General features: G+C 56.4%; 17 protein-coding genes. 8 read left to right on the top strand and 9 right to left on the bottom strand.

Annotated elements, in window-relative coordinates:
* Nucleotides 1-53: 53 nt before the first annotated feature.
* Nucleotides 54-1,202 carry a CaiB/BaiF CoA transferase family protein gene (locus GRI35_RS13175; protein ID WP_160614578.1) on the bottom strand — a complete coding sequence of 383 codons (1,149 nt, stop codon included), beginning with the start codon at nt 1,200-1,202 and terminating at the stop codon, nt 54-56.
* A gap of 6 nt (nt 1,203-1,208) precedes the next feature.
* Entirely contained in the window at nt 1,209-1,970 is a 762-nt protein-coding gene (locus GRI35_RS13180) for a crotonase/enoyl-CoA hydratase family protein (protein ID WP_160614579.1), read from the bottom strand.
* 121 nt (nt 1,971-2,091) lie between these two features.
* Between GRI35_RS13180 and GRI35_RS13185 the strand changes: the two genes are divergently transcribed.
* A complete protein-coding gene (locus GRI35_RS13185) occupies nt 2,092-3,357 on the top strand; it encodes an acetyl-CoA C-acetyltransferase (protein WP_160614580.1) in 1,266 nt (421 codons plus the stop codon).
* A gap of 106 nt (nt 3,358-3,463) precedes the next feature.
* On the opposite strand, the gene GRI35_RS13190 is transcribed toward GRI35_RS13185, so the two are convergent.
* Entirely contained in the window at nt 3,464-4,603 is a 1,140-nt protein-coding gene (locus GRI35_RS13190; protein WP_202390564.1) for a hypothetical protein, read from the bottom strand.
* A 222-nt stretch (nt 4,604-4,825) separates the two neighbouring features.
* Here GRI35_RS13190 and GRI35_RS13195 point away from each other — a divergent pair, with 222 nt between their 5' ends.
* A complete protein-coding gene (locus GRI35_RS13195; RefSeq protein ID WP_160614581.1) occupies nt 4,826-6,316 on the top strand; it encodes an alkaline phosphatase family protein in 1,491 nt (496 codons plus the stop codon).
* A gap of 10 nt (nt 6,317-6,326) precedes the next feature.
* Here the strand turns inward: GRI35_RS13195 and GRI35_RS13200 are convergent, their stop codons facing one another.
* From GRI35_RS13200 to GRI35_RS13215, 4 genes are all read right to left on the bottom strand, one after another.
* On the bottom strand, nt 6,327-7,949 hold the full coding sequence (locus tag GRI35_RS13200; protein ID WP_160614582.1) for an FAD-dependent oxidoreductase: 1,623 nt from the start codon (nt 7,947-7,949) through the stop codon (nt 6,327-6,329).
* A gap of 67 nt (nt 7,950-8,016) precedes the next feature.
* Complete coding sequence (locus tag GRI35_RS13205) at nt 8,017-8,952, bottom strand: polyprenyl synthetase family protein (protein WP_160614583.1); 936 nt, start codon at nt 8,950-8,952, stop codon at nt 8,017-8,019.
* 43 nt (nt 8,953-8,995) lie between these two features.
* Nucleotides 8,996-11,023, bottom strand: coding sequence for an FAD-dependent oxidoreductase (locus GRI35_RS13210; RefSeq protein ID WP_160614584.1), 2,028 nt, complete (start codon nt 11,021-11,023; stop codon nt 8,996-8,998).
* A complete protein-coding gene (locus tag GRI35_RS13215; protein ID WP_160614585.1) occupies nt 11,020-12,516 on the bottom strand; it encodes an NAD(P)/FAD-dependent oxidoreductase in 1,497 nt (498 codons plus the stop codon). Before GRI35_RS13215 ends, GRI35_RS13210 begins: the two co-directional genes overlap by 4 nt.
* A gap of 315 nt (nt 12,517-12,831) precedes the next feature.
* Here GRI35_RS13215 and GRI35_RS13220 point away from each other — a divergent pair, with 315 nt between their 5' ends.
* From GRI35_RS13220 to GRI35_RS13230, 3 genes are all read left to right on the top strand, one after another.
* The gene (locus GRI35_RS13220; RefSeq protein WP_328598453.1) at nt 12,832-14,163 is read left to right on the top strand and encodes a lyase family protein; all 1,332 of its coding nucleotides are present in this window, start codon (nt 12,832-12,834) and stop codon (nt 14,161-14,163) included.
* 8 nt (nt 14,164-14,171) lie between these two features.
* A complete protein-coding gene (locus GRI35_RS13225; protein ID WP_160614587.1) occupies nt 14,172-15,761 on the top strand; it encodes an SLC13 family permease in 1,590 nt (529 codons plus the stop codon).
* Nucleotides 15,762-15,842: 81 nt separating this feature from the next.
* Complete coding sequence (locus GRI35_RS13230) at nt 15,843-17,432, top strand: AbgT family transporter (protein ID WP_160614588.1); 1,590 nt, start codon at nt 15,843-15,845, stop codon at nt 17,430-17,432.
* Between the two features lie 427 nt (nt 17,433-17,859).
* Here the strand turns inward: GRI35_RS13230 and GRI35_RS13235 are convergent, their stop codons facing one another.
* Nucleotides 17,860-18,687, bottom strand: coding sequence for an ImmA/IrrE family metallo-endopeptidase (locus GRI35_RS13235; RefSeq protein WP_160614589.1), 828 nt, complete (start codon nt 18,685-18,687; stop codon nt 17,860-17,862).
* The gene (locus GRI35_RS13240; RefSeq protein WP_160614590.1) at nt 18,684-19,016 is read right to left on the bottom strand and encodes a helix-turn-helix domain-containing protein; all 333 of its coding nucleotides are present in this window, start codon (nt 19,014-19,016) and stop codon (nt 18,684-18,686) included. The genes GRI35_RS13235 and GRI35_RS13240 overlap by 4 nt, the downstream gene beginning before the upstream one ends.
* A 104-nt stretch (nt 19,017-19,120) precedes the next feature.
* Between GRI35_RS13240 and GRI35_RS13245 the strand changes: the two genes are divergently transcribed.
* The 3 genes from GRI35_RS13245 to GRI35_RS13255 are packed head-to-tail and all read left to right on the top strand — an operon-like array spanning nt 19,121 to nt 22,159.
* Nucleotides 19,121-20,449, top strand: coding sequence for a site-specific DNA-methyltransferase (locus GRI35_RS13245; RefSeq protein WP_160614591.1), 1,329 nt, complete (start codon nt 19,121-19,123; stop codon nt 20,447-20,449).
* Nucleotides 20,449-21,231, top strand: a complete 783-nt coding sequence (locus tag GRI35_RS13250) for a DUF5681 domain-containing protein (protein WP_160614592.1) — start codon at nt 20,449-20,451, stop codon at nt 21,229-21,231. Before GRI35_RS13245 ends, GRI35_RS13250 begins: the two co-directional genes overlap by 1 nt.
* Complete coding sequence (locus GRI35_RS13255; protein WP_160614593.1) at nt 21,221-22,159, top strand: hypothetical protein; 939 nt, start codon at nt 21,221-21,223, stop codon at nt 22,157-22,159. Before GRI35_RS13250 ends, GRI35_RS13255 begins: the two co-directional genes overlap by 11 nt.
* Nucleotides 22,160-22,257 lie beyond the last annotated feature (98 nt).

Consider the following 22,257-nt stretch of genomic DNA (forward strand, 5'->3'; position numbering starts at 1 on the left):
CTTTGAGAGCGGAAAGTCGGAAAAGCCCCCTGCTCTGAAGAAGAGGGGCTGTTTTAAGTCACAGTCCCGGCGTCACGCAGTGCCTTGGTTTCATCAGCGTCCATCCCGAGCGACTCCAAAATCGCATCGGTGTCGTCACCGGGCAGCGGGGCTGGTGCGGGTTTGCCCGTCGCCGTTCCGCTGTAACGTGGTGCGGGTGCGGGTTGCATATCTCCGGCCACTTCGACGAAGGTCTCGCGCGCGACATTGTGCGGATGCTGCGCCGCCTCGGTCATTGTCAGAACGGGGGCGTAGCATACGTCGGTATGCTCCATAATCGCGTTCCATTCGGCGCGAGTTTTGGTTTTGAACAGGGCTTCCAATTTGGCCTTCAATTCGGGCCAAGCGGCGCGGTCATGCTGGGCATCGAACGTTGCATCCTCCTCCAATCCGGCAAGGCGGCGCAGTTCGGCGTAGAATTGCGGTTCAATGCTGCCAATGGATACAAATTTCCCGTCCGCAGTCTCATATGTGTCGTAAAAATGCGCGCCGGTATCGAGCATATTGGCGCCCTGCTCTTCCGACCAGACGCCCATATTTTTCATGCCGGTAATCATGCCCATCAGCGCGGCAGTACCGTCAGTCATAGCGCAGTCGATGACCTGCCCTGCACCGCCGCGTGCAACATTAAGCAGAGCAGACGACATGCCAAATGCCAGCATCATTCCGCCGCCGCCAAAGTCGCCAACCATATTGATCGGCGGGGTCGGCTTCTCACCCTTGCGCCCGAAATGGGCCAGCGCGCCAGCCAGAGCAATATAGTTGATGTCGTGGCCAGCCGCTTGCGAATATGGACCACTCTGCCCCCAGCCCGTCATCCGGCCATAGACCAGCTTGGGATTGTCCTTGAGCAGTTCCTCCGGCCCCAGGCCCAGCCGCTCCATAACACCAGGACGGAAACCTTCGATGATACCATCCGCACTCGCGCAGAGTTTGCGCGCCAAGGCAACGCCTTCATCCGACTTGAGATTGATCGCGATACTCTTGCGACCACGCGCCAGCACATCCTTGGTGCTGAGCGGAGTGGAGCCGCCACGACTGCCCGAAGCGCGGTCGATACGGATTACTTCGGCGCCGTGATCGGCCAGCATCATACCGCAGAACGGGCCAGGTCCGATTCCGGCAAATTCCACGATACGAATTCCCTCAAGCGGACCGGACATAGACGCCTACTTGCCCTTCCAGTTCGGCGCACGCTTTTCGGCAAAGGCCAGCGATCCTTCGCGTGCATCTTCGGACATAAACACTTGGGGGAGCAGTTCAGCCTGCTTGGCGTAGCGCTCATCCAATGCCCAGCCGCGCGATTCGACGATGATCTGCTTGGAGACCTTCACCGCCAGCGGACCGTTTGCGGTGATAGACGCCGCCAATTCCTTGGCCGCTGTCAACGCATCACCATCGGTCACACGGTTCACCAAACCAAGCTCATAGGCACGCGCGGTATCGATAAAGTCACCGGTCAGTGCGAGTTCCATCGCGACTTTCGGCGAGATAAGATCGGGCAGTTTCATCAGGCCGCCAGCGGCAGCAGCCAGGCCGCGCTTCGCTTCGGGAATGCCGAATTTCGCAGTGTCTTTTGCAACGATCAGATCGCAGGCGATCATCAATTCCATACCGCCTGCCAGCGCGTAGCCTTCAACTGCAGCGATCAATGGCTTCGCCGGGCCTTTCTCTGTCAGACCGCCAAATCCGCGGCCGGGAACCGAAGGACTTTCGCCTTTAAGGAAGCCCTTCAAATCCATGCCCGAGCAGAATGTCCCGCCGGCCCCTGTCAGAATCCCAACCCGCAGATCGTCCGACGCATCCAGATGGTCCAGCGCCGCCGCAATCGCTTCGGACGCCGCTTTGGTCATCGCGTTTTTTGCCTCGGGACGGTTGATCGTGATGATCAGAATTCCGTCTTCTTCTTGGGTCAGCACTTCGTCGGTCATTTGTCTCTCTCCGCAATAGGATATGGGGCGAACCTCTTGCCGCCATCGCTTGACCAACATATATAACTAGGTGAACTAACTTGTCACCACACTTTTACACGCATCAAAGGAACCCGACATCATGGCCGAAGCCTATATCATCGACGCAGTGCGCACCCCGCGCGGAATCGGAAAAGTCGGCAAAGGCTCGCTCGCAAACGAGCACCCGCAGCATCTGGCCGCGACGGTTTTGAAAGCGCTGAAGGATCGCAATAATCTCGACACCAGCACGGTCGACGATGTAATCTGGTCGACCTCAACGCAGGACGGCAAGCAAGCGGGCGATCTGGGCCGGATGGCGGCGCTCGATGCGGGCTATGACATTACCTCCAGCGGCACCACGCTCGACCGGTTCTGCGGCGGCGGTATCACCACCGTGAATTTCGCAGCGGCGCAAATTATGTCCGGTATGGAAGACTGCGTTGTCGCGGGCGGCACCGAGATGATGAGCCTGACCGCCGAAATGACCAAAGAGAAGATGGCTGCGGGTCTGAAGCCGCCAATGATGGGCAGCTATAACGAGCGGCTGCAAACCGTACATCCGCAATCGCACCAAGGTATTTGCGGCGATGCGATTGCGTCCATGGAAGGTTACAGCCGGGAGGATCTGGACGAGGTTGGCTATCGCAGCCAGCAGCGCGCCGATGCCGCGATCAAAGCCGGCAAATTCGACAAGAGCATTGTTCCGGTAGTCGATGATGAAGGCAATGTGATCCTCGATAAAGACGAATATCCGCGCCCCCAGACAACGCGCGAAGGTCTGGCACAGCTGGAGCCCGCCTTCACCAAGATCGCGAACATTCCGCTCGATGCGAAAGGCACGACTTTCGCCGGGCTGGTAAACCAGAAATATCCTGGTCTGGAGATCAGGCACTTCCACCATGCAGGCAACAGTTCCGGCGTGGTCGATGGCGCTGCAGGCGTCCTCGTTACCTCGGAAGACTATGCGAAAAAGAACGGCCTCAAGCCGCGCGCCCGCATCGTCGCCACCGCCAATATGGGCGATGATCCGACCCTGATGCTCAATGCACCGGTCCCGGCGGCAAAGAAAGTTCTGGCCAAGGCCGGTCTGACCAAGGACGATATCGATCTGTGGGAAATCAACGAAGCATTTGCGGTCGTCGCGCATAAATTCGTCACCGATCTTGGTCTCAGCTGGGACAATGTGAACGTCAATGGCGGTTCGATTGCGCTGGGCCACCCAATCGGTGCAACAGGCTCCATCTTGATCGGAACGATCCTAGACGAATTGGAGCGCACCGGCGGCCGCTATGGCCTGGTGACGATGTGCGCAGCGGGCGGAATGGCCCCGGCAATCATTATCGAGCGGGTCGAAGACTTCGTTTAACCCTTGGATATGGTCCTTGAGTTTAGTCCTTGGTTTTGGACCCAAGCCGAAAGCCTGACCAAATATCGAAGGGCGCGGGTACCGGCGGGTTCCGCGCCCTTTCGAATTACTTCGACAAGCCCGAGATAAAGCGCTTCAGGTCTTTCCAGCCCTTTTTGACGGCATCCTCTGCAGACTCAAACGCATCTTCGATCTCGTCCTTGAAATGCTCCCAGTCGCTCTCAAGCGAATCCTCGAAATCGCCGATATGCTTCTCGAAATATGCCTCGAGTAATGCGCGTTCTTTCGCCTCGACATCCTTGCCTGCATGGAACGGCCGTCCGTCATAATATTGCGGCGATGTTCCCTCGCCATCGGGAGAGCCATGATCTGCATCTATCGAGCGCCGCCATGTTTCCGCATGCGTGTACCACTCACAGCCATCGACCGCTTCGGGTGCGGTGAACCAGACATTCCAAGATAGCATGTTGCCTGGCGCCAGCAGATTGCCGGAGCCAAGATTGAAGATGTCGAGCACGAGCTGATTGAAATCATCAACCATTGCGCAACCGGATTTGAAGTGCTCGTTGATCTGTACATCGATGTTCCCGACGTCCCACGCTTCATCATCATGCCGCGCGAACTCCGGGATTTTGAACCATGTTGTCAGGCCGCCACTGAGATGGAAGACGGGTTGCTCGGGGTCGCCCCGCTTGGACGTTTTGACACGGATCGCATTCGCTTTCTTGTCAGGGAACGGCAGGTTTCTGCTCTCGAAGAACTTCGCGAGCAACGCATAGGCGAGACTGTCGAGCCCGCTCGGGCTGAACCAAATTTTCCCCTCGACCGTCATATCGGCGGCCATTGAATGCGAGTCTTCCGTGACCGCGGGGCCGCGCGCGTCTTCATCGACCCAGCCGCGCTGGCTTGTGACAGTGACCTCAACATTGAGCGCTCCGAAAAGTGGCGAGACAATGCCTTGCTGCGGACAGATAATCGAATAGACGCGGCCCTCTCTGGTGTAGCCGATGCGCGAAATCTGCGGCGCAAACATCTGATAGCACCGCGACGCCGGATCGCCGGGCACGGTTTCCCAGCTGAATTGCGGCCATTTCACGTGCTGCGAACGCTCAAGCTTCTCGATATTGGCCATATTGTCGAGCAGTGGCAGCGACGACAAATCAGGATCGGGATAGGCGAAAGCCGGATTGGATTGGGCAAATCCGCCAACCCAGCCGGGGAGCGGCGCTGTCTTGATATCGGTCACTACTTCGTCTCCTGTTGAAAAACGGATGTCTTACGAAGCGACCTGAAAGCGCGCATTCTTATGCGTCGCGCCATTGTCTAAGTAATTCGATCATCTCGATATTGTATGCTTACGACAAAGGCGAAGGTTCGCGGTCAAGTTCGTCATCGATCAATTGTCGTTTCGGTCCAATATTATTGCCGTCAACCAAATATCTTACCCACACATCAAGGAGCGAATATAATGGCAGATTCCAACAGTCCGATTGAGCACGTCTTTGTATTGATGCTCGAAAATCGATCATTCGACCATCTATTCGCATTGTCCGGAATTCCCGGCATTACCGCAGCCAAACCCAACGATCCCGAGTTCAGCAACGAGCTGAACGGCGACACATATTACTTCACCGGCAATGCTCCCGAACAAATGCCGACCGACCCGCTCCACGGCTTCGATGCTGTTGTTGAACAACTGACCACGACTGGCAAATTCATCTACAAGCAGCCTTATCCCGAGCGGAACAATGGCGGCTTCGCAGCAAGCTATGCGACCACGAGCACACGGGAAAATCCGCTCACCAAAGAACAGATCAATTGGGTGATGGCCGGTGCGGTACCCAGCCAGATCCCCGCGACTATAGAGCTCGCGAAGTCCTTCACATTGTGCGACCATTGGTATTCGTCACTACCCGGCCCGACATGGCCCAACCGGTTCTTTCTGCACGGCGCGTCATCGATGGGTTTCGACTTTTCGCCGACACCGAAAGAACTGTTGGAGTGGGAAGACCCCTTCGGCGGGATCCAATATTCCAATGGTTCGGTGTTCGATGCGATGGGGCATGGCAACTGGCGCATCTATCAAGACCGCCGCGGCCCGATTTCTGGCCAGATTCCCAATGTGGGCGCTTTGAAAGGGCTATCGCTGTTCGATGTGCACAATCTCAAACACCTCGAGCATGATCTTAGGAAAGGGTACGACAAGAAATACACTTTCATCGAACCGGCTTACGGCAATATCCTCGATAACAGCTACGAAGGCGGGACATCGCAGCATCCGATGGACAGCCTGGCCGGCGGGGATGCGTTGGTGGCCGAAGTGTATAATGCCATCCGCAATTCGCCCGTCTGGGAGAAAAGCCTGTTGCTGATCACCTATGACGAACATGGCGGTTTCTACGACAGCCAGCCGCCAGTGCCGATGCCAGCACCTGGCGATTATGATCCGGCCAATCCGCCTTATGGCGGTAACGGCTTCGACTTCACGCTCAGCGGTGTCCGCGTCCCTGCGATCATTGTCTCGCCATGGGCAGCAAAGGGCGCTGTCGACAACACAATATACGATCACAGCTCAGTGGCTGCGACGCTCACCGAGCTGTTCGGGATGAAAACGCTGACCGATCGTGACAAAGCAGCCAACAATCTGACGCCGCAACTGACCGATACATGCCGTACCGACTGCCCGCAGAATATTCAGGGCGCGGCAATGCCGAGCGCCGTCACCGAAGCGGAAAAACCGCTGAGCGAACACAAGTCAAAGCAGGTCTTGGCCGACCGGGGCAAGCTCGGCGGTGCTGTTCATGCGATAGAGAAAACGCTGCGCGATCGCGGACTGAAGCGCAACCATCAAGCACAGAACATCCCCAAAAATGGTGTATTCACGATGGCTGAAGCAGATGCCTATTTGCGGAAGAATATGGAACTCATCGACCAAGAACGCGCCAACCACGACGCATGATATCGGTGGCTTAGACTGCGTCGTTTTCGCGGTTCACATGGCTCCAGATCGCTGAGACAACCACAGAGCCTTCCCCCACACCGGATGCCACGCGTTTTACTGATCCCGCGCGGACATCGCCGACCGCAAATATGCCCTCTGCCGATGTCTGGTACGGTGATCCGTTTCCTGCGGCGTCGCCGGTCTTCACGAACCCCTTTTCGTCCAGATCGACGAGGCCAGACAGCCAATCGGTATTGGGCGCGGCACCGACCATGATGAACAGGCCGCCGCAATCCATTGTCTCTGACCCATTGGGTGTCTGAAGATCGATACGCTCAAGCCAATTATCGCCATGCAGGCACGAAACCTGCGTATTGTAGTGGATTGTGATGGCCGGATCGGCCTCAAGCCTGTCGCGCAAATAGGACGACATGGACTCGGCCAGACTGTCACCGCGGATCAGCAGATGTACATGCTTGGCGGAACGCGAGAGATACATCGCCGCCTGCCCCGCCGAATTACCGCCGCCAATGATCGCAACGGGCTTTTTATGGCAAAAGCGCGATTCCATGTCCGTTGCAGCATAGAACACGCCCGCACCTTCGAAATCTTCACGGCCTTCGAGTGGCAGTTTGCGATATTGGACACCGGTTGCAACCAATACGGCCTTTGCGCAGATAATCTGGCCGGCATCCAGAGTAGCACAGAAAGACCCGTCTTCGCGCTTCTCAAGCGCCTCGACCCGGCGCGGCATGGCAAAGCGGGTGCCGAATTTCATCGCCTGTATCTGCCCGCGATAGGTAAGGTCAGCTCCGGAAATCCCGGTCGGGAACCCCATATAGTTTTCGATCCGGCTTGACGTCCCCGCCTGCCCGCCAATCGCAACGTCCTCGATTACCAGCGCGCACAGCCCTTCCGCCCCGCAATAGACCGCAGCAGCGATGCCCGCTGGCCCGCCGCCAACGATTAGCACATCGACATCAAGGTCGTCATCGATATCAAGATCGAGACCGATCAATTGCGCCACTTTGCGCGGTGTCGGAGCTTCTACAACATGGTCTTTGGCGAAGATAACCGAGGGCTTTTTCTCGGACAGATCGCATAGCCTTACGGTTTCTTCGCAATCGCCGTCCATAGAGTAAGACTGGAAAGGAATGCGATTGCGCGAGAGGAAGCTTGCAACCTCTTGCACTTTGGCATCCTGTTCCGCACCAATCAGTTTGATAGAACTGCGATGGTCTTCGAACTGGCGGCGGCGGCGCGCAGAAAATACGGTGATCACATGATCCGACAGCTCGGGAATGTCGCTCATCAATTGGAGCATATCCTCGCGCGGTGCTTCGAGAGTGATCGTGTCTTTGGCCGCGCGCATGGGAATGGTGAATGTACCGGCATTGAGGAAAGCGATCTCGCCCATGAATTGAGTGGGGCCGAGCGAGGATTCAATCCAGCGTTCATCCGTATACGGATTCACAATCTCGATTTCGCCATCTAACACATAGACAAAGCGATCCATCGCATCGCCAACCTCGACCACCATTTCGCCAGCCGTATAACTCTTTTCTGCAGCGATTTCGCGTAACGCGGCGACATGATCATCAGCCAGTGGCTGGCGTTTCATTTCTTCGAGATTGGCGCCAATCGATTCCATGATGCGAGCCCTTCAAACGCGTTGCAGCCTCACTCTAAAGCAGCACGCCTTTAGAGCAAGCTGGCAGTTAGCGCCGGGAAAGCTCCCGCGTGTAGTCCACCAGTTCTTCGAGCACTTTGGGATCTTTGGTTTTGGTCTGCGCCTGCCATTTCGCGTCGACAGCCAGTTTGTCCAGATGGGCGTCGGCAGCGGGCAATTGCTTGATCATCGCGTGTTTGATCTGCTCCAGTTCAGCAGGAGAAGGATTTTCCTTGCAGAACATATCGCAAATCGCCCTGTCCTGAATTGCCAGCGAAGCAGGTAGCGTCAGGATGCCGTCGCGCAGATCTTCTTCACCGCCGCCGCCAAGTCCCTCCAGCCCCTTCACATCGCCGACATCGTCGCAGCCGTGATAAACCATGCCGATCAGCCGCCCGAATTTGCGAAGGCTGTCATCGCGCGTCGCAAGGCACGCACATGTTTCGAACATCGATCCGGTATCTTCCCCCGCAATCTCTTCCCAGTCGGCCACCCCCAGCGGCTGACGGCGCAGACGCCATTGCGCGCATTCGGCCACGCCCAGACGCTTGACCAGATCGGCAAACAGCCGGATGTCATGCGGGTCTTCCGCCGACATATCGAAGCCCTCGGCTACGATGAAACCGGACGCCATCAATGCCGGCAATTGGCCGAACTTTGCATGCAGCGAAGGTATTCCGCGCCGCTCGTCCGAATGGTCGAGAATATCATCCACAATCAATGTCATATTGTGCATCATTTCGAGCACAGCAGCAGAACGGATCATCCTGTCCGGAATTTCCGCCTCAACGCCGTTTGTGGCACGGTAGCAACCGAAGATCGTCAGTGGTCGGAAATATTTGGATCCTTCGACAAATTGCCATTCGAGCAAAGGCTTCAGATCAGGCTCGACGCTGTCGATCCAACTGTTGAGCCATGTGCGGACACGGTCCATCTCCTCGACGAAGCCAAGGTCCGACACGATGCCCGCAGTGACTGTATCCAAGCCTGAATTGTTCAACTCAGCACCCCTCTGATTAATCGATACATTAGCGTTTCGGATGCCAACGGCGTTTGCTGCCAATTGGCGAGTGGTCAGTGGCATCGGCACTATTGCGTCTGCGTAACGAACCGTCGGAGCATTTCTCGGTCGCGTAACTCGCGAACTCGCCCAGAACCATCAGCACCGCTGCGCCAAGGCCGATGAAATTGTCATCATCATGATTGGAGGCTGCAGTCGAATTGCCATCATCATTCGGATCCAGCACCGCTCGCCAAAACCAATAGGCGGAGGTCCACCAATCGACGACATAGACCATCGGTAGCAGCGCAATCTCTTCGGTTCGCATGAAATCGTCGATGTTCTTGAAGCCGCGTTCTTTCGCTTGCTTGGCAACCACCCAGAATTTCGCCGCATAGGCAAACGGCATTAACGCCTGCTTGGCCGCACGCAATGCCGGGTCGCCATAGGTTGTATGCTTGACCAAATCGATGGGCATACCCGGTGCCCTCCCCGTCCGTTTGGCCGCAAAATCCTGTACGGCTTTCGCCGCCAGAACACCGCTCTCAACCGCGCCTTCGATAGTCGCCATATCGACATTGCTGCGGCACAGATCGCCAGCGAAAAAGATGCCCGGCAAGGTCTCCGGATAGGCGGTCTGCGGACGCCACCCCCAGCTGCCGACATCGTTTAGGAAGAGCGTGTAATCTTCGTTTGATCGGGCGTAGGTATTGGCCCAATCGACATCGCAATTCGGATCTCCCCACTTGGTACCAATATCGATGTCGGGATAATATTTGGACAGCTCCTGCAGCATCGCCCAGCCCCATTCGGGCGTTTCCGTTCCCGGTAGAGCTTCGCCATCCGATGCCGCCAGAACGAGCGCCGCTTTTCCGTCGAACTGCTCGGCAGGCCACAGCTTCGAAATATCGAGCACCGACAGGCCATATTGTGCGCCCGCTAGCCCAATATTCTGCGGCGGAAATTCTGGCAGATCGATTTTCAGATAGAGATCAATCACCGGGATCGCGATTGCTTTCAAACGGCGCAATTGTGCGAGCGAAGGTTCGCGATCGAGCAGCCGTTGACCGGGAAGGTTCCTGGCTTCACTCGAGACGAGATCATTCAAGACTTTGCCCGGAGCAGCGAGAATGACAGAGTCGAATTGCCCGCTCTTTGCGGCACCTTTCGCTCCGGCTTTGGACCACCGCAATGCGGGTTTGCCATCGACCATCCGTACAGACGAAACCGGCGTTTCCCGATGAATGGTCGCGCCGCCTTTCACGAGCAGTTCTTCAATCGGAGCGATGATCTTGTCGTTCAAGCTGCCCTTCAACATATGCGCAAACGGCGCATTGTCGGGGAAAGTCAGCGTATGGCGGACGAAATCCTGATAGGTCACAGCTGCGGTTCGCTCGCTCTGGATCGACCAGATTACTTGCAGCATGTAATTGACCATCTCGGCGACATCCTCTGTCGCGTAGCCGCCCGAATGGAGGAACCCGTTCACGTCCAGCTTGTCGAGCTGTCCTGCGCCAGTCCGCCCCATCGGTGCACTGGCGATGTCGAGCGAAGTGTAGCCGGTCAGCAGCATCTCTGCCGGCGACAACAGCCCTGACTTCAAATTCGCAACAATGGCATCAAGCGAAGTCGGGTTGAGCAGGTCAATGTAATCGCTTGCGCCTCGCGCCAGCATTTTTACACCAGGGCGCGGATCGAAATTGCCCGAGCGACTGAAGCCAAGCTCGTTTTCGTATAAGTCCCAAAAATTCACATACCAGGACGGAAACATATGCGGGTACACATCATGCTCGATGCCGCGGATATTGGTGGATGACAGATTCCCGCCAAGCCGCTCTTTCGCTTCGAAAACTGTGACATCGAAACCGGCTTTCTGCAGTTTTACGGCTGCCGCGAGCCCCGAGATACCGCCCCCGACAATGGCGACGGTCCTGCCAACTGACTGATTCGACTTCGCCCTGCTGGGAGCCTTCTTCGCGCGCGCTTTCGGTGCGACCTTCGCTTTGGATTTCACAGGCGCTTTGCGTTTGGCTTTTGTCTTGGTCGGCGTTTTCACAAGCCAGTCTCCGTTTCAAAAGGTCCCTTGAGGCGGGGATTCTCGCGCTGGGTGAAGGATGGTCCCAGCTTGCTGGCCGCGCGGACAATATCGGCCAGCCATGACATGTGCCATTCGCGGTCGTCTTGCACAGATGCGCTCCATGCTTTCTGCCACAGATTCCAGTCACAGACGAACCCATCGAGCGGCATTCCGCGCCCGGCAACCAAATCTTGCATCGCGCCTGCGCCGCCCTGTGCGATATGCTTTGCAATACCTGCCCAAATCTGTGCCGCCATTGCAGCAGGTTGGACGTTGCATCCGCCGAAACCCGTGCCCGAAACGCGCGCAAACTCGCAATCGGTCTGGGCGCGTTCGAACCCCTGCTTGGTCATGCTCAGGAAGAAATCGCCGAAATGCCGGTTGCGCATCATTGTGGCGTAGAAGCTGAGATAGAGCATGCCGTGATCGAAATAGGACCGGAAATCATGCTCGTAACGCGCAAAATCCGCCTCTCCGAAACGCCCTTTCTCAAGGCATTGCGCAATCGTCCGCGATCCGATGATCGAGGATTCCATGCCCTGCGTAATCCCCTCTGCGGTCATCGGATCGACGAAAGCGCCTGCGTCTCCCACCAGCAATCCGCCAGCAAAGTGATTGCGGACGATTCCGCCATACATATGCACCGCCCCGCCAAGCGGCTTGGTCATCATGGTGGCATTGGCGCATCCGGGGTGACGATATTTCAGCCGGTCCATGCTTTCGCGGAAACATTGCTGGACCGAAATATCGAACCGCTCGCACGTCTCGCTAAGCATTCCCATTCCGGCATTGGCACGGCCCCCGCCAGTCGGGAACACCCAGCCGTAACCGGGATAATGATCCTCGTCGAACCAGATGCAGGCTTCCTCCTCATCCATCTCGACCCCTTCAAGATAGACCCGCTGCGAGACACCGATATGGCGCTTGTCGTCGCGGCGCAGACCAAAGGCGTTACCGACGACTGATTGCACGCCGTCTGCACCCACAACCACCGGCGCAACCAGCTCGCCTGTGCCATTCGTGGTTTTCGTTTCAACGTAAACCAATCCGTCTTCGCGCCGGACAGATTTCGCCGAAGTGCCGAAAAAGACTGTCGCGCCGGTCTTGGCTGCATTCTCCAGCAGAGCATGATCGAGTTGATCGCGCGGAATGATGTGGCCATGCGGCGGCATCCCAGCTTCGCCTTCGTAATAGGCCACGGCATTCTGATAGGCGATATGGGGGCCATAATAGGCCCGCACCCTGTCGATCGCAGGCCGGCTGGACAGTCCCAGAGCATCAGCACACCCCATCCGGTCAATGATACGCAAGCCCGCAGGCTCGACAAAATCACCGCAGACCTTTTCACGCGGGAAAACGCTCCGTTCGATCACCGCAACATCGATGCCGCGCTTCGCAAGCGCCCACGCCATTGCCGCACCCGACGGGCCGCCACCTACAACGATGACATCAAATTTGCCCGAAGCCTTCATTCATTTCCCCACTCGGCAGTTGTACTGTCGAAATTTTTTACATTGCTGACTTGGCGGCACGGCTAATGCAAGTGTTAGCAGCCATGATTGCCAACTTTATTTGGGGGGAAGTCTGAAGTGCGGCCATGGCGCGCGCTCGGTAATGTATGCAAAGACCCGCACATGCCGCGCTGGTCAATCGCAGAACTGTTTGGCACAAGGGCGGCAGAGATTTGCAGATAAATTGCAAACGGGGGAGGCAAACGCATCATAAACGTCGCTAATGTAATTCGCCTCTGCGTCGGCGCGCTTGCGCTGCTTCTGTCTGGCCCCGCAATCGCATCAACCTGTTCAAGCCGCGAAGTTGCTGATCTTTTTGCTTATGAAGCGCGTACCCAGACTGTGCTCGATATCGAGGCAGCCATGGCCCGCGCGCAAGCAGAACATGGCCACATACCGAAAAGCGCGGCTGAAGAGATCACTCGCCAAGCACGCGCGGAGCTGGTCACCGAAGCGGATTTTTCGGAAGAGTACAGCACGGTCCGTCACCGGATGGTTGCGCTGCTGAATGTTTGGCGGCGAAGCCTGTCGGCCGAAGCTTCGCAATATGTCCATTACGGCGCTACCACGGTCGATATATACGACACCGCCACGATCATGCAGATCAATGCGAGCATCGAGAATATCGACGCATGCTTGGCTGGAGCGATTGACGCAATGTCCGAACTGGCACTTGCGCATAAATCAACCGTGATGATCGGACGCACTCTGGGCCAACATGCGCAGCCGATTACTTTCGGCAAAAAGGTCAGCGTGTGGATCGGAGAATATGACCGTCACCGTGACAGGCTGAGCGACTTGCGGGAACGGGTCATGCGCTCTGCAATCTTGAAAGGAGCGGTCGGCGATTATTCAGGCCTCGGTCCGAAGGCCATAGCCATCGAAAAGAGCTTTGCGCGCGAGTTGGGCTTTGCCAAACCTTATACTGCCGATTGGCACGGCACCCGCGATGTGATCGCCGAATACGGAATGGTGCTAAGCCTGATTGCCAAGACCCACGCACGGATCGGGCAGGAGATTTTCCTGCTCCAATCGACCGATATTGGCGAAGTGCGCGAGAGCCTGCCCGAAGACGTCGTCGGCAGCAGCTCAATGCCGCATAAGCGCAACCCGATTGTGCCCGAGCGGCTAATCCATGCGGGGCGAACTATCCCCCGTCTCGCGGAAGTGCTTGGCGATGATCAGGTGAATTTCTACGAGCGTGACAACACCTCGCGACTTTCACCGATTGTCGAAGACATTTCCGTCCAGTCAGCCACAGCAGCACGTTCACTGACTCGCCTGATTGGTAGCTTGGAAGTCGATGCCGAAGCGATGCGCCGTAATATTGACCGCACATCAGGCTATGCCATGTCGCAGCGCGTCGCCTTCGCGTTGGCCGAGCATATGCCGCGCACCGAAGCAGAAGCACTGGTGAAACAGATCATCCGTTTCTCGGCGGAGCAAGGGATCGATTTCGAGGAAGCGCTGAACACGGCCACTGAAGTGAATATGTATTTGCACCCAACTGACATTACCGCCTTGCTTGATCCGACACAGCTTGATCAACAAGCAATCGCACAAGTTGAAGCCGTGGTTGCAGACGCCGCGCCTAAGCCAACAGAGTAAGGAATTTTATGTCCGATCCAATCCGGCAGCAGGGCGAGTATGAGGACTATCCAACCTCTGACGAAGAGTCGGGCCGTTCCGCCGGAATGATCTGGGCGCTGCGGGGAGCCGGACCTTTAGCTGCTTTTCTGGTCTGGTTGGCGATGGGCAGCTCGCCAGATCTCTCCACCGATGCCCGCTGGGTTGCTGCCATCGGCACGTTGATGGCGATCTGGTGGATCAGCGAAGCCATCCCATTGGCCGCCACATCGTTGCTGCCGATTGTGCTGATTCCTGCACTTACTGACCGCACCGTCGGTGAGACGACCGCGCCCTATGCCAGCTCAATCGTTTTTCTGTTCTTAGGCGGCTTTCTGATCGCGATTGCGATGGAGAAATGGAATCTCCACCGCCGGGTTGCGTTGCTGACATTGAAACAAGTCGGGGTGGCCCCGCGCCGGATTGTTCTGGGCATGATGATCGCGACCGGCTTCCTGTCGATGTGGGTTTCCAATACTGCGACGACGTTGATGATGTTGCCGATTGGTTTTTCGGTATTGGCCCTCGTGACCGGCAAAATGCGCGCTGGCGGCCCCAATGTTTCGGGCGAAGTGGCCGCGCATAGTGACGAGCCACTCGATCCCAATATCGCGCGTTTCGGAACCTGCCTGGTGTTGGCGATTGCTTGGTCGGCCAGCATGGGCGGCCTCGGTACATTACTGGGTAGCCCGCCCAATGCGATTATCGCGGGTTATGCTGCGGACGAGCTGGGCCGCGATATCGGATTTCTCGAATGGATGCTCCTCGGCTTCCCGCTTGCTGTAACATTCATCATCATCGGCTGGTTGCTAATGACGCGCGTGCTCTATCGTTTCGACATTGATGAAATCCCGGGCGGCGAGAAAATGATCCAAGGCGAAATCGCCAAATTGGGCAAACTCAGCCAAGGTGAGAAGATGGTCGCGCTGGTCTTTGGCGGAGCCGCATTCATGTGGGTCGTTCCCGGCCTGCTCGCCACCATCCCGGGCATTAGCGCCCGGTTCGGCTGGCTCGGCGAACTCAACGATACCGCGATCGCCATCGCCGCTGGCCTAGCTATGTTCATCCTGCCCGGTAAAGGCCGCAAGGATATGGTGCTCAACTGGAAAGATGCCGAAGATGGATTGCCGTGGGGCGTTTTGCTGCTGTTCGGCGGCGGCCTCAGCCTTGCCAGCGCTGTTGCATCGACCGGGCTCGACGGCTGGTTTGGCCAGCAAGTGACCGGCCTTGCTGCACTGCCGGTGATCCTGATTATCGCCAGCGTCGTGACGCTGGTACTGTTCCTGACCGAAGTGACCAGCAACACCGCGACTGCCGCCACCTTCATCCCGATTTTGGGCGGGGTTGCTGTTGGCATTGGCATGGATCCGATGACGTTGCTGATCCCCGCAGCTTTCGCAGCCACCTGCGCGTTCATGCTGCCAGTCGGGACACCGCCCAATGCGATTGTGTTCAGCACCGGCAGAGTGACCATTGCGCAGATGGCGCGCGGCGGGCTTGTGCTCAACATCGTCGGCGTGATGCTGATTACGCTGTTCGTCTATGCGCTGGGCGGTTGGGCGCTCGGCCTCGTCCTTTAACACAGTGGACTAACATGCAGCGAGTATTCATAGAGCGCTGCCTACCCAACACCATTCCGCACAGCTAATCCGGAGCACATAATGGCTGATAGCCCCGCAGCAACACCCGCGCCAAAGCGTAACGCCTTCACACGGTTTCTGGACGGGGTGGAATGGCTGGGGAATTTGCTGCCCCATCCGGTGACCCTCTTTGCCCTGCTCGCAATCGGCATCGTGTTCCTGTCCGGGCTGTTTGGCTATCTGGAAGTGGCCGTTCCCGATCCGCGTCCTGCCGGAGCGAAAGGCGTTGCCGAAGACGGGATGATCCGCGCTGTCAGCCTGATGGACGGCGACGGTGTGCGGCGGATATTTACAGGATTGGTTGGCAATTTCACCGGGTTTGCCCCGCTGGGCGTGGTGCTGGTTGCCATGCTGGGTGTGGGCGTGGCGGAGAAATCCGGCCTGCTGTCGGCGGCAGTGCGCAGCATGGTCCTGGGTGCGCCGAAGCACCTGGTGACGGTCGCGATTGTCTTTGCCGGCATCGTTTCCAACACTGCATCCGAAGTCGGCTATGTGGTTCTTATCCCGCTCGCCGCTGCGATCTTCTATGCTCTGGGCAGGCACCCGCTGGCCGGCATGGCTGCCGCATTTGCGGGTGTGTCTGGCGGCTATAGCGCGAACCTGCTGATCGGCACGATTGACCCGCTCCTCGCCGGTATCACGCAGGAAGCCGCGCGGCTGCTCGATCCCGATTATATAGTGGTAGCGACGGCCAATTGGTATTTCATGGTCGCCTCGACCTTCCTCATCACGCTCGTCGGTTCGCTGGTCACGATTTATATAGTCGAGCCGAAACTGGGCGAATATGATGCCTCGCGCGCAGACCCAACCGTGCTCGACGATTCCATGATGAACCAGATCACCGACGGCGAGCGTAAAGGTCTGCGCTGGGCAGGCATCGCGTTGATCGGTGTGCTGGCGCTGATGGCGCTGACGCTGCTGCCCGAATGGGGTGTGCTACGAAATCCCGAGACTGGCGACCGGATCAATGCGCCCTTCTTCAAAGGGTTTGTGGTGTGGATTCTGATCTTCTTTATCGCGACCGGTTACGCCTATGGCCGCGCCGCAGGGACGATGAAGTCCGACCGCGATGTGATTGATGCGATGGCCGCAGCGCTATCCTCTCTCGGACTGTATATCGTGCTGGTATTCTTCGCAGCGCAGTTTGTGGCGTTCTTCGGCTGGACCAATCTGGGCGCAATCACTGCAGTGACCGGCGCGACATTCTTGCAAGAGACCGGACTGACCGGCCCGGCGCTGTTCTTCCTGTTCATTCTGGTGTGTGCGGTGATCAATCTGTCGCTCGGCTCGGCATCTGCGCAATGGGCTGTGACGGCTCCGATCTTCGTGCCGATGCTGATGCTGATCGGATATTCGCCAGAGGTTATTCAGGCGGCCTACCGGATCGGCGATTCCACCACCAATATCATCACCCCGATGATGAGTTATTTCGGTCTGATCCTGGCCTGGGCAACGCGCTATGACAAGAATTTGGGAGTCGGCACGCTGATCGCAATGATGCTGCCCTACACGATCTTCTTCCTGACGCTGTGGTCGCTGTTCTTCTTCTTGTGGACCTTTGTGCTGGGTATCCCAGTGGGACCGGGATCACCGACATATTACACGAGTTAAGGCTTGGCGCGGAGGCTGAGCTAGGAAAATCGGAGTGGCAGGCCATCTGCCCCACCATATCGTTTGATTGATGGTTCCTGCGACCTCAGCGAGTCGACTTTGCTTCGGCCTCAACAGCGGAGACGCCAGAAAATGGTGCTAAGAGAAAAAGGTGGTGAATGGCGCAGTCCGGACCTAACCAGTCTCGCCGTGAATTTCCCTGTTTAACAGGGAATTTACAGGGAATTTACAGGGAATCTGGTGTTTTTCGGTCTTGCTGACTACTAAATCCATCCCTGTAAGCCGCAGAAATGCGTGGGTTTGCACTCAATTTCCCTGCCGAAATAACAGGGAATTTGACGTCATCGAACAGGGAATGGAATTGAGCTTAACAGGGAACGCCAACTCGCTTTCAGGGAAGCTTTGCGCAAGAAACTGAACCGGCAAATCAGTCCTCGTCTAGCTCTGCCTGGAGCAAGATCATTGCGTAGCCGTTCTGCTGACCGAGAACCTGCTCACTCAATACGAGAACCCGAGAAGCGTTACGTTCATCGAACCAGATATCCGGTTCTATTTCCTCAATGGCTGAATAGATGCCCGGCGCTTTGTTGTGCTCCTCCGCAATCGACCCGCTGGGTAGCGATTGACCAATGCGGACGTTGATCCAAGGAAAATCTTCACTTCTGTAAAAGCGCTGGACTTCGCTATTGCGCGAAATCACCACAGCAACCGGTTCACGATGGGCATCGACCCATGCGCGCGCCATGGCTTCTTTGCTCACACCAAAGCTCTTTGCGGTAGAAACTACACTTTCGAGCGTCGTTCCAGATAGGCCAATTGCCTTTCGCACCCGGCTCGGCGGCATGAGCAATTTCGCCGCAAACCGGTTTGCTTCTGCCTCAATACGGCGCCGCCGGTTTTGATCCTTCGCATCTAAAAGATGGAAATCGCTAAGCGAGCATTCAAACGGATGGTCGGGATGTGGCCGGTGACTTGGTATGAGAAAATGGCCAAGCTCGTGTGCAATTGAAAACCTGCGCCGTTCCGGACGCCGGCCCCTGGCTAGCACGATACTGCCACTAGCCTTCAGCTCGTCCATGATAAGCGCTGCTTCAAAGCCGCCAGTGTCAATTTCAGTAATCGCTTCGATGTCGAACCGGCTGCAAAGCGTTTCGAGCGGAACCACATCAGGCATATCCAGAACCAGCTCGTGAATTTTGGCCGCCAAAGCATTGGGCGATCCAATGCCGTCAAGATCGAGGCGGCTTATCGTCAATCTGGGTCCTTCTTACTCTTCTGATTGAGTTGCTCCATCAATCCGCGAATAATATCACGGTCGCGGTGATCGAGCTTCTTCAGATCACGGAACATGGCGACCATCTCCGGCTCCTGATCATCTGCTTCGGGGTTTTCGCCGACAAGATCGGCAATAGGGACGCGGAACAGCTCGGCAAATTTGAGAACAAGTTCCATCGACGGATTGTCAGCCTGACCCTTTTCCAGATTCCAAACGTGCGCTTTCGAAATGCCGACTTTGTCAGCAACTTGCTGGAGGGACAGGCCCTTTGCCATTCGCAATTGGGCGAGGCGTTTTGCAAAGCTCATGATAGGTCCGTTCACTGTGGAATTACGCCATCATATAGGTTGGGTTGACTTTTGCAAGCGTTCACTATAGTTATACGACTTCGGTCAATGATACGGGGCGCAACATGTCTTCACAACAACTGGTCGAGCAGGAAATCACTGCTCTCAAACCCTATTCGCGAAACGCGCGGACCCATTCAAAGAAGCAGGTCAAACAGATCGCAGCCTCAATCGAGCGGTTCGGGTTTACCAATCCTGTTCTCGTTTCTGACTCCGGTGGGATTATTGCCGGTCACGGCCGGGTCGAAGCGGCAAAGCTGATCGGCATGAAAACAGTGCCAACGTTGGCGCTGTCCTATCTAAGCGAAGCCGAGCGCCGCGCTTATGTGCTGGCTGACAACAAACTTGCTCTCAATGCTGGCTGGGACCGCGAGATCCTCGCAATTGAGTTTCAGGGATTGATAGACTTAGATTTCGATTTGGAGATCACCGGATTCAGTCTGGCCGAAATCGACTTCACGCTCGATGAGGCCAGCGAGGCCAGTCCCGATGGGACGGATGCCGCCGAGGATGAAATTCCGGAACCGTCCAGCGAGCCTGTCACGCGCATGGGAGATCTCTGGCAACTTGGACGCCACCGCTTATTGTGCGGGGACACTCGTAACGCGGCCACCTTGGATCTGCTTATGGGTGACGACAAGGCGGATCTAGTGTTCACCGATCCGCCCTACAACGTCGCCATCGACGGCAATGTCTGCGGACTTGGCTCAGTCAAACACCGCGAGTTTGCTTTTGCCAGTGGCGAAATGAGCAGCGCCCAATTCGTAACTTTCCTAAACGATACCCTCGGTAACATTGCACGAGTAATGCGCGAAGGTGCCATTGCCTATGTCTGTATGGACTGGCGCCATATGTCTGAAATGGTTGAGGCCGGAGAAGCTTGTTTCACCGAACTCAAAAACCTTGTCGTCTGGAACAAAACCAATGGCGGCATGGGTGCGTTTTACCGCTCCAAACACGAGCTCGTATTTGTGTTTAAGCAAGGCACCGCGCCGCATACTAACAGTTTCGGCCTTGGCGAGACCGGCCGGTACCGAACCAATGTCTGGGACTACGCGGGGATCAGTTCGATCGGCGCAAACCGTTCCGAAGATCTGGCAATGCATCCGACGGTTAAGCCGGTAGCACTAATCGCTGACGCGATCCGCGACTGCTCTCGGCGTGGAGAGATTGTGCTCGATGGCTTTGGCGGCTCCGGCAGCACGCTCATCGCAGCTGAGAAAACGGGCCGCCGTGCCCGCCTGATTGAATTTGACCCGCTATACTGCGACACGATTATTCGCCGTTGGCAAGGATACACCGGCAAGCACGCGTTGCTTACCGGCTCTGATGACAAATTTACTGACGTTGCCGATCAACGCTTACCGATCGAACTGGGTGAGGCAGCCGCTTGATGAGCGATGTGAAGGACCAGTATTCTGTCGGTTATGGCAAGCCGCCGACTAAAACCAGATTCAAGAAAGGGAGCTCGGGCAACCCCAATGGCCGTCCAAAGGGAGCCCGTAATAAGATCCCGCGCGGCTTTGGCCTAGATGCCTCTGCGCAACCCGCCAACCAGATGCTGCTCGAAGAAGCCTACCGGACGATTACCGTGCGGGAAGGCGAAGAACTTGTTGAGCTACCCGTAATCAAAGCAGTTTTTCGTTCGCTTGGCGTTTCGGCCATGAAGGGCAATCGTCTCGCTCAGGCTACGATGGCTGAACTCGTTCGAGAGATCGAAGAAGAGGAGCGGGCCGCAAAGACGAGCCTGTTTGATACCGCCTGCGAGTATAAATTTGGCTGGGAGCGAGCAATAGAAGACGCCCGCAAGAACGGCCGACCTGAACCCACACCTCTTCCCCACCCTGCTGACGTCATAGTTGATCTTGCTAGCGCAACGGTAACTTATGCGGGACCGATCACTCACGAAGAGAAAGCTCGTTGGGATCGAATGCTCGAATACCGCGCGGAATTGCAAGCCAAAGTGTCGTTGCTGGCTAGCGGATACAAACGTCTGAAGGGGGCTAAGCCTCCAATTCCAATTGCTTCAACGCTGGCAGAAGACTGGAAACGCACAACCGATTGGTACGATGAACTCAATGAGCCATTGCCTATCAGATACCGCCGGCCGTTAGATGACAGATTTGACGCCAGTATTCTCGATACCCCCGCGAAAAGGCAGACAAATGACACGTAAAAGAACACATCTTTCGAAAGCAATTCAGCGCGATCTGGAACGCATCGATGGAACCCGCATTGTCGTGGCCGCCGTTATTACCATTACAAAAGACGAAGCTGCCAAATACGAACTAGCAGGGTTATCATTGAATTCCGGAAAGCTCGCGGTAGCCGTGCCGGCTCCGCCGCCGCATGCTTGCGGAATTTGGGCAAGGCGCAATCTGGATGGCTGGCAAGAAAAGCGAAAAGACCTTCCCAAAGAGATGCGTGATGTCTCCTCTTGGGCACCAAACTGGAAGGGCAGTGGACATCATCTTGTCCGCCGCTCCGTTGAAGCCTGGCAAGTTGATCATCGTCCTGCACGCATGCTTACGCTTTCAGCCGCAATTCTTGAGCCGCTTAAAGATGGAGCGATCGTCCGTTTCCGGATCGACCAACCGCTAGATCGAACAGACGCCGTTTTTGCAGAGAACCTTCAGTTCAATCTACGGCTGTTGCGTGAAGTTGTTGGCCGGTCTCAAGTTTTCTGTGCGGATATGAGCGACGAAGAGTTCGCCAACCTGCAAAGCGTCGACTGGGAGTTAATCCCACCCGGTTCCGCCGACCGCGTTATAGCCCGACTAGCGGAAAGTAAGGCTACGACAGCAGAGCAGCTCGAAGTAGCTTCCGAGAGGCTCCGAGTCTTGGAAAGGCTCAGTCACGACGGCTTCATCGTCGGCCACGGTAAGTTTATTCGATATTTTGGGGCCAGGTTCGGTGAGAAATTGCTCGTTTTGGAAAATCTGGAGTACGGCAACGCCATGTATCTGTTCGAAGAGAACTGGGAAGAATTGACCAAGCTTAGCAGGACAGAACTTATCAAGCGCCGCGACCCCAAGGTTCATCGCTTACCACATCTACCTGGCTGGCAATCTGCGATCCGGGAGCTTCTTAGAGCTTCTAGGTGAATAATCGCTCCTGTTCGAATGGTATATTTTCCATGCCAAAGCAGCAACCATTAAACTGCGGTCGAAACTAGGGCGTGCCTTTCCTCTGGTGTCTCCTT

The organism is Pontixanthobacter aestiaquae, assembly GCF_009827455.1.
GTDB classification, from domain to species: domain Bacteria; phylum Pseudomonadota; class Alphaproteobacteria; order Sphingomonadales; family Sphingomonadaceae; genus Pontixanthobacter; species Pontixanthobacter aestiaquae.